12 protein-coding genes are annotated in these 13,804 nt (G+C 68.8%); 6 read left to right on the forward strand and 6 right to left on the reverse strand.

All coding sequences use genetic code 11. The features are described 5' to 3' along the window. Positions 1–63: 63 nt before the first annotated feature. Together J7643_13920 and J7643_13925 are read left to right on the forward strand one after the other, a co-directional pair. Positions 64–645 (forward strand): hypothetical protein, encoded by a 582-nt coding sequence (locus J7643_13920; GenBank protein ID MBO9541681.1) that lies wholly within the window; start codon positions 64–66, stop codon positions 643–645. A 12-nt stretch (positions 646–657) separates the two neighbouring features. After that, positions 658–1,623 carry a hypothetical protein gene (locus J7643_13925; GenBank protein ID MBO9541682.1) on the forward strand — a complete coding sequence of 322 codons (966 nt, stop codon included), beginning with the start codon at positions 658–660 and terminating at the stop codon, positions 1,621–1,623. A 34-nt stretch (positions 1,624–1,657) separates the two neighbouring features. Here J7643_13925 and J7643_13930 read toward each other — a convergent pair whose 3' ends face one another. Then, a complete protein-coding gene (locus J7643_13930; GenBank protein ID MBO9541683.1) occupies positions 1,658–2,527 on the reverse strand; it encodes an HDOD domain-containing protein in 870 nt (289 codons plus the stop codon). 62 nt (positions 2,528–2,589) lie between these two features. Then, positions 2,590–4,014: a dihydropyrimidinase gene (gene hydA, locus J7643_13935; GenBank protein MBO9541684.1), complete on the reverse strand. Its 1,425-nt coding sequence runs from the start codon at positions 4,012–4,014 to the stop codon at positions 2,590–2,592. A 120-nt stretch (positions 4,015–4,134) separates the two neighbouring features. Between hydA and J7643_13940 the strand changes: the two genes are divergently transcribed. Continuing rightward, positions 4,135–4,518: a hypothetical protein gene (locus J7643_13940; protein MBO9541685.1), complete on the forward strand. Its 384-nt coding sequence runs from the start codon at positions 4,135–4,137 to the stop codon at positions 4,516–4,518. A gap of 142 nt (positions 4,519–4,660) precedes the next feature. Continuing rightward, positions 4,661–5,188 (forward strand): hypothetical protein, encoded by a 528-nt coding sequence (locus tag J7643_13945; protein ID MBO9541686.1) that lies wholly within the window; start codon positions 4,661–4,663, stop codon positions 5,186–5,188. 1 nt (position 5,189) lies between these two features. Here the strand turns inward: J7643_13945 and J7643_13950 are convergent, their stop codons facing one another. The 3 genes from J7643_13950 to J7643_13960 form a co-directional block, all read right to left on the reverse strand. Further along, complete coding sequence (locus J7643_13950; GenBank protein MBO9541687.1) at positions 5,190–6,455, reverse strand: phosphatidylserine/phosphatidylglycerophosphate/cardiolipin synthase family protein; 1,266 nt, start codon at positions 6,453–6,455, stop codon at positions 5,190–5,192. 123 nt (positions 6,456–6,578) lie between these two features. Then, the gene (locus J7643_13955) at positions 6,579–9,020 is read right to left on the reverse strand and encodes a HAMP domain-containing protein (protein MBO9541688.1); all 2,442 of its coding nucleotides are present in this window, start codon (positions 9,018–9,020) and stop codon (positions 6,579–6,581) included. Positions 9,021–9,039: 19 nt separating this feature from the next. Next, positions 9,040–9,831 (reverse strand): hypothetical protein, encoded by a 792-nt coding sequence (locus J7643_13960; protein ID MBO9541689.1) that lies wholly within the window; start codon positions 9,829–9,831, stop codon positions 9,040–9,042. Between the two features lie 224 nt (positions 9,832–10,055). Here J7643_13960 and ligA point away from each other — a divergent pair, with 224 nt between their 5' ends. Then, complete coding sequence (ligA, locus tag J7643_13965) at positions 10,056–12,080, forward strand: NAD-dependent DNA ligase LigA (protein ID MBO9541690.1); 2,025 nt, start codon at positions 10,056–10,058, stop codon at positions 12,078–12,080. Between the two features lie 79 nt (positions 12,081–12,159). On the opposite strand, the gene J7643_13970 is transcribed toward ligA, so the two are convergent. Beyond that, positions 12,160–12,426 (reverse strand): hypothetical protein, encoded by a 267-nt coding sequence (locus J7643_13970; GenBank protein ID MBO9541691.1) that lies wholly within the window; start codon positions 12,424–12,426, stop codon positions 12,160–12,162. A gap of 259 nt (positions 12,427–12,685) precedes the next feature. Here J7643_13970 and J7643_13975 point away from each other — a divergent pair, with 259 nt between their 5' ends. Beyond that, on the forward strand, positions 12,686–13,786 hold the full coding sequence (locus tag J7643_13975) for a trypsin-like peptidase domain-containing protein (protein MBO9541692.1): 1,101 nt from the start codon (positions 12,686–12,688) through the stop codon (positions 13,784–13,786). Positions 13,787–13,804 lie beyond the last annotated feature (18 nt).

The raw sequence follows: 13,804 nt of genomic DNA on the forward strand, positions 1-13,804 counted from the left end.
TTAACGGGTATTACTGATATTGAAATGATTAATTGAAATAAAATCAAAAAGAAAGGGGGCGCCATGCCGTCGCGCGTGAGGAGGACGATCGGTCTGGGACTCGCCGTGCTCGCGCTTGCGGGCTGCTTCGTCGCCGAGGAGGACGACGCCCTCATCCCGGTTCAGGCCCTGCCCGATGGCGGCGGGCAGGCCGATCCGTCTCTCAAGGGCGCGCTCTCGCCCGGAACCGTGCAGGCGACCAACAGCGCCACGCCTGCGCCCACCCCCACGCCTCCCGATACCCCCTCACCCACCCCCAAGCCAACGGCCGCTCCGTTGGTCGCCATCAGGGCGGTCCAGGTCTCGCGAACACATCTGGTGCTCTTCTTGCCGCCGCGGGATCCGGCCCTGGGCCTCGGCCTGGTGACCCAGCACCAGCTCACGGGCAGCGCCACGCGCGCCGACGGCTTCCCAGCATCCATCCAGTGGGTCGACCGATCTTCCGGACAGCTCGCGCTCAGCCCCACGGGCCTGGTATCGACCAAGCCGACGACCGTGGCGGGCGACTACCGGGTCCGGTGCGCGGCGCTCGACGACCCCCACGTCTTCCAGGACGTGACGATCGAGGTGCGGGCCACCAGCGCGTTGACCGTGATCGTTCAGTAAGGAGGAGCGCCCATGCGACGCCATTTCTTGCCCTTGGCCCTGGCGCTCTTCGTGGCCGGCTGCCGTACGGCGACGCCCCAGGCCTCGTCGTGGCCGCTCGCCATCGAGCCGGCACCGGGGGGAACCCTGCTGCTAGGTGTCCAGTGGCCCTATCGCGCGGTCCAGCAGATCCCGCTGAGCGCCGAGACCATCCGGGTGCGGGTGCGCAAGGGCGAGACGATCCTGCGCGAGGTGCAATTGAGTCGCCCGGAGACGGGCGTGTCCCGGACGGCCACGGCGAGCCTCACGCTCGAAGCCGCCACGGGCCTGGTCGTTCGGGCCGAGGCCTTCCGGGCGGGGCAGGCCTCGACCAGCGTGCCCATTGCCTCGGCCGAGGCGACGGGGGTGGGCCTCTTCCCCAACCAGCGCACCACCGTGGCGCTGGACCTCGTCCCCCAGAGCGCTCCGAGCGGCCTCACCTTCACCCCCGACAACGGGGGGCCCGGAGTCACGGTGGAAGTCCGCGGCGCGTTCGGCGATCGCGGCCCCTACGCCCTGGCCCTGGGCGAGGCCCGCAGCGCCGCGGTCCTCAATGGCGGGGTCCTGCGGGCCCCGGTGCCCGCCGGGGCCATGAGCGGTCCGCTCACGGTCCTGGCCGACGGCATCCCCGGCACGAGTGCGCAGTCCTTCAGGGTCCTGTCGCGCCTGGTCATGCCGGCGGCCGCGCCGCGATCGCTCACGGTGGGCGAGCTACTCGCCGTTTCGGTCTCGGGGGCCCTCGACACCGGTGGGCAGGTGGTCTCGAACCCCACCCTCACCCGCTGGGAGGTGATGGACCCTCGGCGCCTGGGCCTGCCGGGCTCGGTGACGAGCGGCGTCGGCCGCATCGAGGGGCTCGGGGCCGGGGCGGTCTTCACGGCGGTCGAACCCGGCACGGCCTGGATCGTGGCCTGGTCCGGAGCGCTCTGCGCGACCATGTCGGTGGAGGTGAAGCCCTGAAGGGCGGCTGGGTGGAACGGTGCCGTGAGGCGCGCTAGGTGCTCGGCAGGATGAAGCTGCCGCTGGTCTTGGCCTTGGAGAAGATCTCGGCGGTCTGCTTGGCGCAGAGGGCGAGGGAGTCCTTGCTCAGCTCCATCTTCTCCAAAAGGGCGGTGTCGGTCTTGAAGAGGGCGATGCCGAAGGGCAACCGGGTGCGGTGGCACTCGATGGCCACGTCGGCGAGGTGGACGATGCGGGTCAGCTTGTGGTCCACCTGGGCCTCGTAGGGCTCGTGGTGATGGCGCACCGCGTCGAGCACGACCGGGGGCACCCCCCAGGCCTCGAGCACCGTGCTGGCGACGTAGCCGTGGTTGCAGCCCACGGCCATGTCCTCGGTGTGGTCGCGCGGGGCGAGCAATTCGGGATCGAGCTTGAACGCTTCGACCAGCTCCTCCTGCGAGAAGCGCTCGAGCAGCGAGTGGCCCAGGTCGTGGAAGAGGCCGGCGCTGAAGGCGGCCGGGAGGTTGGGGTACTCGAGCCGCTCGGCCAAGAGGTGGCTGCAGATGGCGACCTGCTGGCTGTGGTTCCAGGACTTGAGGCTGAGCAGCTTGTGGATCTCCGGGTGGAGGCGGTTGGTCAGCTCATTCTCGGCGCAAAACCAGGCGATGTAGGCCGTAAAGGCCCCCATCCCCATCAGCTTGATGGCCTGGTCGATGTCCTCGACGCTGCGCTTGGAGTGGCCCTGGGTCGTTTCCACCAGCTGACCGGCGAGCTGGGGATCGAGCGAGATTAGATGAGCGAGCTCCTCGACGCTCACGTTGGGATCGTCGAGCAGATCCAGGGCGTCGTAGAGGATGGGCGAGACATCGAGCTTGGGAAGGGTCTCGAGCCTGATGTCTCGTAGCGCTTCCACCGAAACGATCATGAGCATCCCCCATTGAGAAGGCGATAGCCGGCACGCAGCCTTCTATACCCTTGGTGGTTTGCTCAAAAACCGGTCGCGACCCCTTCCAGGTGTCCGGTGTTTCGGACGGTCGTAGAGGGCTTGCGAGGCAGGTAGCGGCCGGTGCCCGGCTCGCCCACGTACTTGCCGCCCTCGACGGCGAGCTGACCGTTGATCAGGACATGAGTCGGCGCCCCGATGGTCTCGAAGCCCTCGAAGGGGTTGTAGTCCACCCGCTGGTGATGGGTGGAAGCCGAGATCCTCCCCTTGATGGTGGGGTCGAAGACGACCAGGTCCGCGTCCGCGCCCACGGCGACGGTGCCCTTGCGGGGGAAGAGGCCGAAGATCTTGGCGGGGTTGGTGGCGAAGACCTCGACGAAGCGGTTGAGCGAGATGCGGCCCGGCACGACCCCGTAGGTGTAGAGCAGGGCGAGGCGGTCCTCGATGCCGGGCGCGCCGTTCGGGATCTTGGCGAAGTTGTCCCGGCCCATCTGCTTGGCGCCCTGGAAGTCGAAGGGGCAGTGGTCGGTGGCGACGGTCTGGATGTAGCCCGCGGCGATCGCTTGCCAGAGCGCCTCGTTGTCCTTGGGCTTGCGCAAGGGGGGGCTCATGACGTACTTGGCGCCCTCGAAGTCGGGGCCCTCGTAGCGCGAGTCGTCCAATAGCAGGTACTGGGGGCAGGTCTCGGCCATGACGTGCTGGCCCCGGCAGTGGGCGTGCTTGACGTGGGCGAGGGCCTCGTCGCAGGTCAGGTGCACGATGTAGAGCGATCGCGCGTTGATCTCGGCCAGGGCGATCGCGCGGTGGGTCGCCTCGGCCTCGGCCAGGGCCGGCCGCGAGAGGGCGTGGTAGCGGGGGTGGAGCTTGCCTTCGGCGACCATCTCGCGCACCAGCCCGTCGACCACCTCGGCGTTCTCGGCGTGGACGGTGACCAGCGCCCCGAGATCGCGCGTCTTGCGCATGACCTGGAAGAGGCCCGCGTCGTCGATCCCAATGGAGCCCTTGTAGGCCATGAAGGTCTTGAAGGAGGTGATCCCCGCCTCGACCACTTGGGGCAGCTCGCGGCCGACCGCGTCGCTGTAGTGGGTCACGGCCATGTGGAAGGCGTAGTCGCTGACGGCCTTGCCGCGCGCCTTGGCGTGCCAGACCTCCAGGGCGTCCAGGAGGGGCTGGCCGCGCTCGGGCATCACGAAGTCGATGACCCCGGTGGTGCCGCCGATGGCCGCGGCCCGGGTGCCGGTCTCGAAGTCGTCGGTCGAGACCGTGCCCATGAAGGGCATGTCCAGGTGGGTGTGGACGTCGATCCCGCCGGGGAAGACGTAGCAGCCGCTGGCGTCGATGACCCGGTCGCCGGGCTTGGCGTCGAGGGAGGATGCGATCGCCTGGACGATGCCGTCCTCCACGTAGACGTCGGCGCGCATGCGCTCGGTGGCCGTGATGATGTCGCCGTTCTTGATCAGGGTGCCCATCGCGTTCTCCTTGGGGTCGGATCCAGCCTCCAATTTACAGCATGGCCCGAAAAAGGCTAGAATGAGGCGTCTTTCAGCAAGAGGGCTGGCATAGCCACGTACCACTCACGAGGAGGCGCGATGTCGGAAGGTCCCCGCAAGGAGCGTCTGGGGCAGGTCTTGGTCTCGCAGGGCATCATCACCGACGCCCAACTGGAGCACGCCCTGGGCGAGCAGGCTAAGAAGCCTTACATGCGCCTGGGCGAGTTGCTGTTCGGTCTGGGCTACCTGACCTTCTCGCAGCTCGAAGGCCAGCTCGAGCAGCAGTACCGCGACATGCGCCTCGGTCAGATGCTCGTGCGCCGCGGCTTGATGACCCCCGAGCAGCTCGAGGAGGCCGTGCGCGAGCACGAGCAGACCGGCCTGCTCTTGGGCCACCTGGTCATCCGCCTCGGCTTCTGCACCCTCGAGCAGGTCTCGAAGGTCCTCGAAGAGCAGCGCGCCCTCGCCTCCAACTACCTGTAGGCGCTCGCTTCCCGTCTCATCGCTCTCCCCGTCGACAACGGCGGGGAGATTTTTCTTGGGAATTGCCAGCGGAATCGATCGGGTGTAAGAAGGGGGGAGGAGCCGGGATGGGCCGGTTCCCCGTTGACGATGGAGTCACGCCATGCCGGTACTGCGCACGCGTTTTCGCCTGACGCCTGCGCGGCTCAGAGGGCCCCAGGCCCTCGAGCTGCTGCTCGGGGCGCTCAGCGACCTGCTCCCCTATGCCAGGGTCACGGCCCTGGAGCTGGACCATCGCTGCTTCCAGATCGCCACCGAGCGCTTCCCGGATGCCATCTGGCACCGGCTATTGGCCAACCGGGCCTGGCACCCCAAGCTCGTCGATCACCTGCTCGAGAGCCTGGCCGAGCCGGATCCCGCGCGCCGCGCCCGCGAGCGAGCCCGCTTTTTGCGCCGCTCCCGGAAGCCCCACGCGCGTCTTGCCCTCTGGGGCGTGTTGCCCTACGACACCGAGAGCACGCCGGGCCTCTTGACCTCGGTGGTCTTCCCCCGCATGCGCGATCGCGCCTGCAAGCTGCACATCGAGGCCTTCGCCGACCTGGTGCGCGCCGGAGAGGCGCCGCCCCCCTTGCAGGTCATCATGCTCCAGCGCCAGCTCTACGAGGCGCCGGGGGTGCTGTTGAGCCGTTGAGCTAGAGCCAGCTCTTGATCCCTTCGAGCAGCGGGAGGGTCCAGCCCTGGGCGGGCGGCGGCTCGAACTCGGCCGTGTGGGCGATGTGGTGCGCGCTCTCCCAGAGAGGCGCGTAGACCAGCTTGTCGATCGCCTGCACCGTGCGCCGGCGCATGAAGAAGACGTTCAGCTCGTGGTTCTCGATCAGGCTGCGCGTGTCCCCGTTCGCCGATCCCAGGCTCGCCCACTTCCGATCCGCCGCCAGGTACTTGAGGTGCAGGAACTTCTCCTTCACCAGGGCGATCTGGGCGCCTGAGGCCGCCAGGCGCCTTGCGCTCGATTGGTTGAGCAGGTGGAGGGCGTCGAAGCGCCCCCAGTCCGGGAGCAGGACGCGCACGCGGACCCCCCGCTGGGCGGCCTCGGCGAAGGCCGAGACCAGCTCTTCGTCCCAGAAGTACGGGAAGGCCGCATCTAGGCTCTCGCTGGCGCCGTGGGCCGCCGTGAGGTAGGCGTTGCGGATCTCGTGGGCCTGGGAGGTGCCGGGCGCGGCCAGGGCGATCTGCAGCGGCTCAGAGCCCGGAGCGGGTGCGGCGTCCTGCTCGAGCACCTGGGCGGCCAGGTCCTCGCCCCAGGCCTCTTGGAAGACCTGTGAAATCTGGCGGGCGGCATCCCCATCGATCTCGAGCATGGCGTCGTAGTAGTGGTAACGGTACTCGTCGCCCACGTTGACCCCACCGGTCAGCGCCCGGCGCTGGTCCGCCACGAACAGCTTGCGGTGCGTCACGTTGAAACCGGTCGGGCTCCAGTACCAGGGGTTGTGGGTCTGGACCCGGACCCCGCCCTGCCGCAGGTAGTCGAACATGCGGTAGTCGGTGCGGGCCCCCTCCACGCCCAGCGAGTCCAGTCGGATCCGGACGTCGAGGCCTTCCTTGGCACGGGCGATGAGGGCGTCGGCGACCTCCTTGCCGGTGGCATCGTCGTGGAAGATGAACATCTCGACGTGGAGCGAGCGCTTGGCCGATCGGATGAAGGCGAGCATCGCCTGGTGGGTGGTCTCGCCGCCGAGGTGGATCTGCACCCGGTTGTTGCGGGAGGTGGGCAGCAAGCACTCGCCTGCGACCAAGCGCCGGATGTCGGCCCCCGCCGCGCGGGGCGGCTCGAAGCGCGGCACCGGGAGCTTGAAGCAGCCGCTCAGGCACGACGCGACGACGAGCGTCAGTGCGAGGGACCGAAAGGACGCGCGCGGGAGAAGGGCTTTGGCGAAAGAAAAGCGGTCGAACTGCATCATGGGCCTGTCTCGGGGGCCAAGGGGGCTCGAACGCCTTTATATATAGACCATGGTCTAAATTTTCGCCAGCCTGCTATGCGCAAGCCGCCCAGGTATGCACCTGGGCGGCTTGCGAGGGGTGGACTAGCGCTTGGCGCTGGCGAGCAGGCGCGCCTGGGGGACGGCGCCGAGCTCGGGCTGGGCCTCTTCCACCTGGAAGAAGGCCACGGTCTCCTGCAAGGCATGGGCCTGCTCGCGCAGGTCCTCGGCCGCGCCGCTGACCTGATTGGTGGCGTTGGCGGCCTCTTGGGCGCTGCGGCTGAGGCTCTCGACGGCGAGCACCACCTGCTCGGAGCCCTGGCGCTGCTCGCCGGTGGCGTAGGAAACGCTGCGGGTGAGCTGGTTCATCTCCTCGACCGCGCCGGTGACCTGCCGGTTGATGGCGGCCATCTGCTCGGTGGCCGTCACGATCTGGCCGCTGGCGCGGGTCTGCTCGCCGGTGGCCGAGGCCACCTGGCCGAGCAGGTCCTTGACCTTGAGCGCGGCGGTCTTGATCCGGCCGAGGGCCTCACCCGTGTGGCTTGCGAGCTGGACCCCCTGCTCGACCTTGCGCGTGCCCTCCTGGGTCACGTGGACGGCCTGCGAGGTCTCGGCCTGGATGCCCTTGATGAGCGTCCCAATCTCGCGGGTGGCCTTGGCCGAGCGCTCGGCGAGCTTGCGAACCTCGTCGGCGACCACCGCGAAGCCCCGGCCCGCCTCGCCGGCACGCGCCGCCTCGATGGCGGCGTTGAGGGCGAGGAGGTTGGTCTGCTCGGCGATGTCGTCGATCACCTCGATGATCGCCCCGATCTCGGCCGAGCGCTGGTCCAGCACCTGGATGGTGGTCCGGATACCGTCCATGGTTTGGCTGATGGCGGTCATGCCTTCGGCGGCCTTGACGACGGCTTCTTCGCCGTACCGGGCTGCCCCCGCGGCCTCCTCCGAGACCCGGTTGGCGTCGTCGACGTTGCCCGCCACCTGCTGGATGCTCGCCGCGAGCTCGGCGATAGCACTCGAAGTCTGGGTGACGGCCGCGGCGAGCTCATCCGACTGCTGGCGGATCACCTCGGCCTTGCGGCTCAGGTCCTGGGCGCTCGAATCCACCGACTGGAGGTTGGCCGCCATCTCCTCCATGGCCGCCGAGGTCTCCTCGGCGCTCGAGGCCTGGACGTGAACGGTCTGCATCAGCTCACCGCTCGAGCTGCCGATCTGCTCGGCGCCCTGGCTGACCACGTCCGAGGCGGTGCGGACCCGCGAGACCACGTCGCGCAGGTTGGCGGTCATCCGGGCGAAGGCCTGGCCCAGCGTGTCGGTGGCGCCCTTGGGGGTGACGGTACGGCTCAGGTCGCCCGAGGCGATCGCCTCGGCCGCCTCGGCCATGGCCTGCTGGTGGGCGACCATGGCCTGGAAGGCATTGCGCAGGTGCGCCATCTCACCCTCGGTGGCCTTGGGCAGCAGCCCTTCGACCTTGGTGTCGCCCCGGGCCATGTGCTCGGCGGCCTTGCTGAGAAGGCTCAGGGGCTGGGCGATCTGGTTGGCGAGCATCAAGAGCAGCGCGACCAGGATGACCAGCGCGACGCCCAGGGTGAGGTAGCCGAAGGCCTGGAACTTGGCGAGCGGGGCGAGGATCTCGCTCTCGGGTACGACCATGGCGAGGGTCCAGCCCGCCAGCGGGATCTGCTCGACGAAGGCGAGCGCGGGCTTGTCGTTTTGCAGCTTGAGGTGCACCACGTCCCCGGGCTTGGCCTCGGCGAGAGCGGCGTAGCGCCCGCCGTCGGCGGTCTGGACCGTCTTGCCGGGGCCGTCCTTGCTCACCAGCTGCGCCTGGTCGGGGAAGGTGACAAGGTTGCCCGCCTTCGAGAAGAGGAAGGCGAAGCTCTCGGTCTTGTCGCCCGCGTCCTGGGCGGCGAAGTGGAGCTTGGCGATGCTCTGGCTGAGCGAGTCGAGCTTGAAGTCGGAGCCGGTCACCCCGATGAAGCGCCCGTCCCGCTCGACGGGCAGCGAGACGCTGACCATGGGCACCTCGGTCGAGCCGGCGTCGAAGTAGGGCTCGGTGACGCTCAGCTGGCGCGTCTGCTTGGGCAGGGCGTACCAGCTCTGCTGGGGGTCGTGGAAGTCGTAGTTGAGCGGGGTGCGGTGCGGGAGGCTCGCGCGGGTGTAGGTCGCGTTGGAGCGCGGGTCCCGGTAGCCCCGGTCGTCGTAGAAGAAGTAGAGGTCGTAGAGCTCATCGGCCGGGGTGTTCGTCAAGGACTGCTTGATGTAGCGATCGAGCTGATCGAACGAGAGGTCGGGGATCGAGGTTACCAGCTGGCCGACCTGGAACGGGACCTTGCTGAAGCGCATCAGCTCGCCCTGGACCCGGGCGGCGGCGGCCTGCGCCTGGGCGCGGGCGGTGGCTTCCGCCTGGGCCTCGACCATGGCGGCGGCCTTCAGGTAGTACACCATCGCGACGGCCAATAGCAGGGCGAAGGCCGCGCCGCCGATGCGCCGGACCAGCTTGCCCCTCAGGCCGTAGCCGGTCATCAGCTTGTGGGCGGTCTGTTTCATGGCGATGCCTTCCTTTCACTCAGCGGTGGCCGAAGGCCTTGAGGACGTCCCAGCTGGCCGAGAGGTAGAACCACACGGAGTCGCCGTTGGCGACGGTCCGGTCGTTGGACAGGGCGTAGATCACCCCCGCGTAGGTGCCCGGGACGGTCTGGAGGTTGAGGGCCGCGAAGGTGCCGCCGACCTCGCTGATCCCGCCCAGGTGGTCCACCGCGAAGTAGCAGGGCCCGAAGGCGGGGGACTCGTAGCCCGCCAGCACGAAGCCGTTGGAGGTTCCGCTGAACGGGGCGGTCGGCACGAAGAGACCGGGGCTCGCCGGGGCGTTCTGGCCGCCGCCCAGGGTGAGGCGACCGAGCCCGGTCTCGCCCCAGCTCAGGGTCTTGGAGAGCGCGGCGTAGGTCATCGCGAGGCTGCGGTCGGGGGTGAAGAGGGCTTGCTGCATGGTGCCGACGGCGACGCTGGGGACTGCGCCCTGTTCGCTCAGCAGCTGGAGCTTGGCGTTGAAATGTAGCTTGATGGGCGGCGTCTGGCCGACGAAGCTCGCGGCGTCGCAGCCGACCTCGAGCCCGCCGAAGCTTAGCCCGCTCACGCCGTAGGGAAGGCTCGGCAACAGGCCCACGTTGACCCCTTGCCACGCGACGGGGTTGCCCCCGTAGAGGCCCGTCGACATCAAGAAGGTGGCCTGTCCCTGCCCCTTGGCGTCGCCCGAGGGGGCGAAGACGACGGCGTTGGGGTAGGCGTGCGCCGCGCCGGCACCGAGTGTGGTGGCGATCGCGGCGGCCAGGGTGGCGGCGCGCAGGAGGGAAGTGCGCATTGAAGAGGCTCCTTTGACACGGGTGAAGGCATGTCGTTTATAGCCAGCGAGTAAGGCTGCGACCAGGGACAAAAGTCCCGGTTTGGGCGGGGGGAGGGCCCCCGGCGCGTAAAGATTTAGCATCCAAGCCTTCGAGGGTGCTCGCTTGCCGTCGTGGTGCGGATCTCGCTAGAATGGACGGACCCCCAGCAGAAGGGTCCCTGAACGCAGGAAAGGAAGCCGCCATGTCGACGGAGGCCGTCCAGGCCGAGATCGAGCGCCTGTCGCGTGAGATCGACGAGCATAACTATCGCTACAACGTGCTTAACCAGCCGATTATCAGCGACGCGGAGTTCGATCGGCTCTTCCGGCGCCTGCAGGAACTCGAGGCGGCGCACCCCGCGTTCGCCCTCCCCGACTCGCCGACCCAGCGGGTCGGCGCCCCCATCCAGACCGGCTTTGCGAGCGTCACCCACCGGGTGCCCATGCTCTCCTTGGCCAACGCCTTCGACGACGCGGAGCTCACGGCCTGGGATACGCGCCTGCACAAGCTCCTGGAGCGCGAGGGGGATCTGGCCTTCACCCTCGAGCCCAAGATCGACGGGCTCGCCGTCTCCTTGATCTACGAGCGCGGACGCCTGGTGCGGGCCTCCACCCGCGGCGACGGGGTCACGGGCGAGGACGTCACCGCCAACATCCGCACGATCCGCGACATCCCCTGGGATCTGCCTCCCTACGCCTCGGACCACCCCATCGAGGTGCGCGGCGAGGTCTACATGGCCAAGGCCGACTTCGAGGAGATGAACGCCGAGCGCGCCGCCCAGGGCGAGAGCCTCTTCGCCAACCCCCGCAACGCGGCCTCGGGCGCTTTGCGCCAGCTCGACCCCCGCATCACGGCCAAGCGCCCCCTGCGCTTCTTCGCCTACGCCACCCTCGGCCTGGAGGGGATCACCACCCAGTACGGCGCCCTTGAGCAGACCGGTCGCCTGGGCTTCCCGGTGTACGAGGGCATTCGCCTGGTCAACGGCCTGGAGGCCGTGATCAAGGCCTACCGCGACTTCGGGGCCGAGCGTGATGCCCTGCCCTTCGAGATCGACGGGGTGGTCATCAAGCTCAACAGCCTCGCCGACCAGGAGCGGTTGGGGGCGGTCGGGCGCGAGCCCCGCTGGGCGATCGCCTACAAGTTCCCCGCCATTCAGGCCACCACGCGCCTCGTGGACATCGAGATCCAGGTGGGCCGCACCGGCACCCTGACCCCGGTCGCGCACCTGGTGCCGGTCGAGATCGGCGGGGTCACCGTCAGCCGCGCCACCCTCCACAACGAGGACGAGATCCGGCGCAAGGACCTGCTCATCGGCGACTGGGTCGTGGTGCAGCGCGCTGGCGACGTGATCCCCCAGATCGTCAAGTCGATCCCCGAGCGGCGCGACGGCACCGAGCGCGACTTCGAGATGCCCAGCCACTGCCCGGTCTGCGGCTCGCTCACGGTCCGCCTCGAGGGCGAGGTCGCCCGCTACTGCACCGGCGGCCTGAAGTGCCCCGCCCAGGTGGTCGAGAGCATCAAGCACTTCGCCAGCCGCCGGGCCATGGACATCGAAGGGCTCGGCATCAAGGTGGCCGAGACCCTGGTCGAGCACGGCCTGGTCAAGGACGTGGCGGACGTCTACTACCTGACGCGCGAGCAGCTCCTCTCGCTGGAGCGCTTCGCCGAGAAGAGCGCGGACAACCTGCTTGCGGCCCTCGATTCGAGCAAGCAGCAGCCTCTCGAGCGCTTGATCTTCGCGCTCGGCATCCACGAGATCGGCGAGCAGACCGCGCGCCTCTTGGCCCGGCGCTACCGCTCGATCGAGCGCCTTTCGCAGGCGACCGCCCAAGAGCTGCAGGCCATCCCGACCATCGGCCCCAGCCTCAGCGAGAGCCTGGTGGACTTCTTCGCCGAGGCCCACAACCAGGAAGTCCTCGCCAAGCTGCGCGCGGCCGGCGTGGTGATGGAGCTCGAAGGCGAGGCGGACGTGCCCGTGGTGGGGCCCCTTGCAGGCAAGACCTTCGTCTTCACGGGCAAGCTGGACCGCATGAGCCGTCCCGACGCGGAGGCCCTGGTCCTGAGGCTCGGTGGGGCGGCCGGCAGCAGCGTCACCAAGAAGACCGACTACCTGGTGGCGGGCGCCGACGCGGGCTCCAAGCTCGAAAAGGCCAACAAGCTCGGCATACAGGTCCTCAGCGAGGACGAGTTCCACGACATGGTCGAGGCCCTGACCGTCGAAGCATGACGCGGCGCCCCCGGGAAGCAACCAGGCTTCCCGGGGGCGCAACCGTTAGGGGACGCTTCCGACGTAAGAGCCGCAGGCGCTAGTCCTGGCCGAGGGACTTCTTGCCGGCGTTGATCAGCTCGCGGACCTTGTTGCCGCCCTTCTTGCCGATCTCGGAGTAGAACTGGGGGCCGTATTTCTGCTTGGTGGTATTACCCCCCTTGCGACCCCCGATCTGACCGCCCTTGTGGCCGATCTCGGCGTAGAACTCGGGGCCGTACTCTTCTTTGACCTTGTTGCCGCCCAAGCGCCCGGCCTCGCGGGTGGTCATGTCCCCTTTTCCCTTGCTTGGGGCCTTTCTTGCCATCGTTGCCCTCCTTTACGAAACTTCACCGGCAGTCTATGAAGCGAGAGGGGGGGCTGTCAATCGTCGCTAGGCTCCTTCGCGCGGGGGACGTGGCCCGTGCCACGGGATCTCGGCCGGTTCGCCCAAGAGAAATTTGGCGCTCTGGAATGGGCCTCCCCGCTTCGGGGGTGCTACCGTGGGCCAGGGCCGCGGCCTTCTGGTGGGGGCGCGAGACCCGGCAAGACCCCGTGAGACCCTGTGAGACCAAGCGAGGACACGCATGGCGGGATCAGCGCGCGCCGCGGCGCACCTCAAGCGATGGCTTTTTGGGGCGGCCGTGCTGCTCTTCGTCGCAGCCCCCACCCCGTCGGTGGCGGCGAAGCCGGCCCCGCCGCCCCAGCCGCCCGCGAACTTCGTCGCCCTGGTCAACCGGGTCAGCCCCGCGGTCGTCAACATCGACGTGGAGCAGCAGGTTCGCAGGCGCTTTCCCGACTGGTTCGGGACCGGCGAGGGCGCGACCACCCGCATCAAGCGCGGGGTCGGCTCGGGCTTCTTGATCTCATCCGACGGCCTCATCGTCACCAACAACCACGTGGTGCAGGGCCAGAGCAAGCTGGTGGTCACCCTGTGGGGCGGTCGTACGCTTCCCGGCCGACTCCTCGGCAGCGATCCGCTCACGGATCTGGCCCTGGTCAAGATCGAGGGCCGGGGCCTGCCCTCGCTGCCGCTGGGCAACTCGGATCGGGCCCAGGTCGGCGAGTGGGTGCTCGCCCTCGGCAGCCCGCTCGGTCTCCGACGCACCGTCACGTCGGGCATCGTCAGCAGCACCAACCGCGAGGTCTCGATCAACGAGCGCCTCGGCTTCATCCAGACCGATGCGGCCATCAACCCGGGCAACTCGGGGGGGCCCCTCGTCAACATGGCGGGCCAGGTGATCGGCATCAACGCGGTGATCGCGGCCGAGGCCCAGGGCATCGGCTTCGCCATCCCGGTCAACGCCCTCAAGCTCATCCTCGACGACCTGCGCACCAAGGGCCGGGTGGAGCGGGCCTGGCTCGGCATCAGCTTCGCGGGGATCACCCCCGACCTGATCGAGCAGTTCCCCGAGCTGAGGGGGAAGGAGGGCCTGGTGGTGGCTCGGGTCGCGGCCGGCAGCCCCGCCCAGCGCGCCGGCCTGAAGCCCGAGGACGTGATCGTGGCCTTCGAGGGCAAGAAGGTGACGGCCGCTCGCGACCTGATCGCGGATATGGCCCGCCACAAGCCGGGCGATCGCGTCACCCTGACCGTCCAGCGCGGCAAGCGCCGCCAGGAGGTCACCCTGACGCTCGGGACCATGCCCGAGCGCGAGGCCCAGCCCGCCGCCCCCGACGAGGAGCCCTGATCGCGTCCCTTTGCGCCT

Source organism: bacterium (assembly GCA_017744355.1).
GTDB lineage: Bacteria > Cyanobacteriota > Sericytochromatia > S15B-MN24 > UBA4093 > JAGIBK01.

What these genes read in the sequence shown, in the direction of transcription:
- J7643_13920 (MBO9541681.1), top strand. Translation starts at nt 64, where the DNA reads ATGCCGTCGCGCGTGAGGAGGACGATCGGTCTGGGACTCGCCGTGCTC.
- J7643_13925 (MBO9541682.1), top strand. Translation starts at nt 658, where the DNA reads ATGCGACGCCATTTCTTGCCCTTGGCCCTGGCGCTCTTCGTGGCCGGC.
- J7643_13930 (MBO9541683.1), bottom strand. Translation starts at nt 2,527, where the DNA reads ATGATCGTTTCGGTGGAAGCGCTACGAGACATCAGGCTCGAGACCCTT.
- hydA (MBO9541684.1), bottom strand. Translation starts at nt 4,014, where the DNA reads ATGGGCACCCTGATCAAGAACGGCGACATCATCACGGCCACCGAGCGC.
- J7643_13940 (MBO9541685.1), top strand. Translation starts at nt 4,135, where the DNA reads ATGTCGGAAGGTCCCCGCAAGGAGCGTCTGGGGCAGGTCTTGGTCTCG.
- J7643_13945 (MBO9541686.1), top strand. Translation starts at nt 4,661, where the DNA reads ATGCCGGTACTGCGCACGCGTTTTCGCCTGACGCCTGCGCGGCTCAGA.
- J7643_13950 (MBO9541687.1), bottom strand. Translation starts at nt 6,455, where the DNA reads ATGATGCAGTTCGACCGCTTTTCTTTCGCCAAAGCCCTTCTCCCGCGC.
- J7643_13955 (MBO9541688.1), bottom strand. Translation starts at nt 9,020, where the DNA reads ATGAAACAGACCGCCCACAAGCTGATGACCGGCTACGGCCTGAGGGGC.
- J7643_13960 (MBO9541689.1), bottom strand. Translation starts at nt 9,831, where the DNA reads ATGCGCACTTCCCTCCTGCGCGCCGCCACCCTGGCCGCCGCGATCGCC.
- ligA (MBO9541690.1), top strand. Translation starts at nt 10,056, where the DNA reads ATGTCGACGGAGGCCGTCCAGGCCGAGATCGAGCGCCTGTCGCGTGAG.
- J7643_13970 (MBO9541691.1), bottom strand. Translation starts at nt 12,426, where the DNA reads ATGGCAAGAAAGGCCCCAAGCAAGGGAAAAGGGGACATGACCACCCGC.
- J7643_13975 (MBO9541692.1), top strand. Translation starts at nt 12,686, where the DNA reads ATGGCGGGATCAGCGCGCGCCGCGGCGCACCTCAAGCGATGGCTTTTT.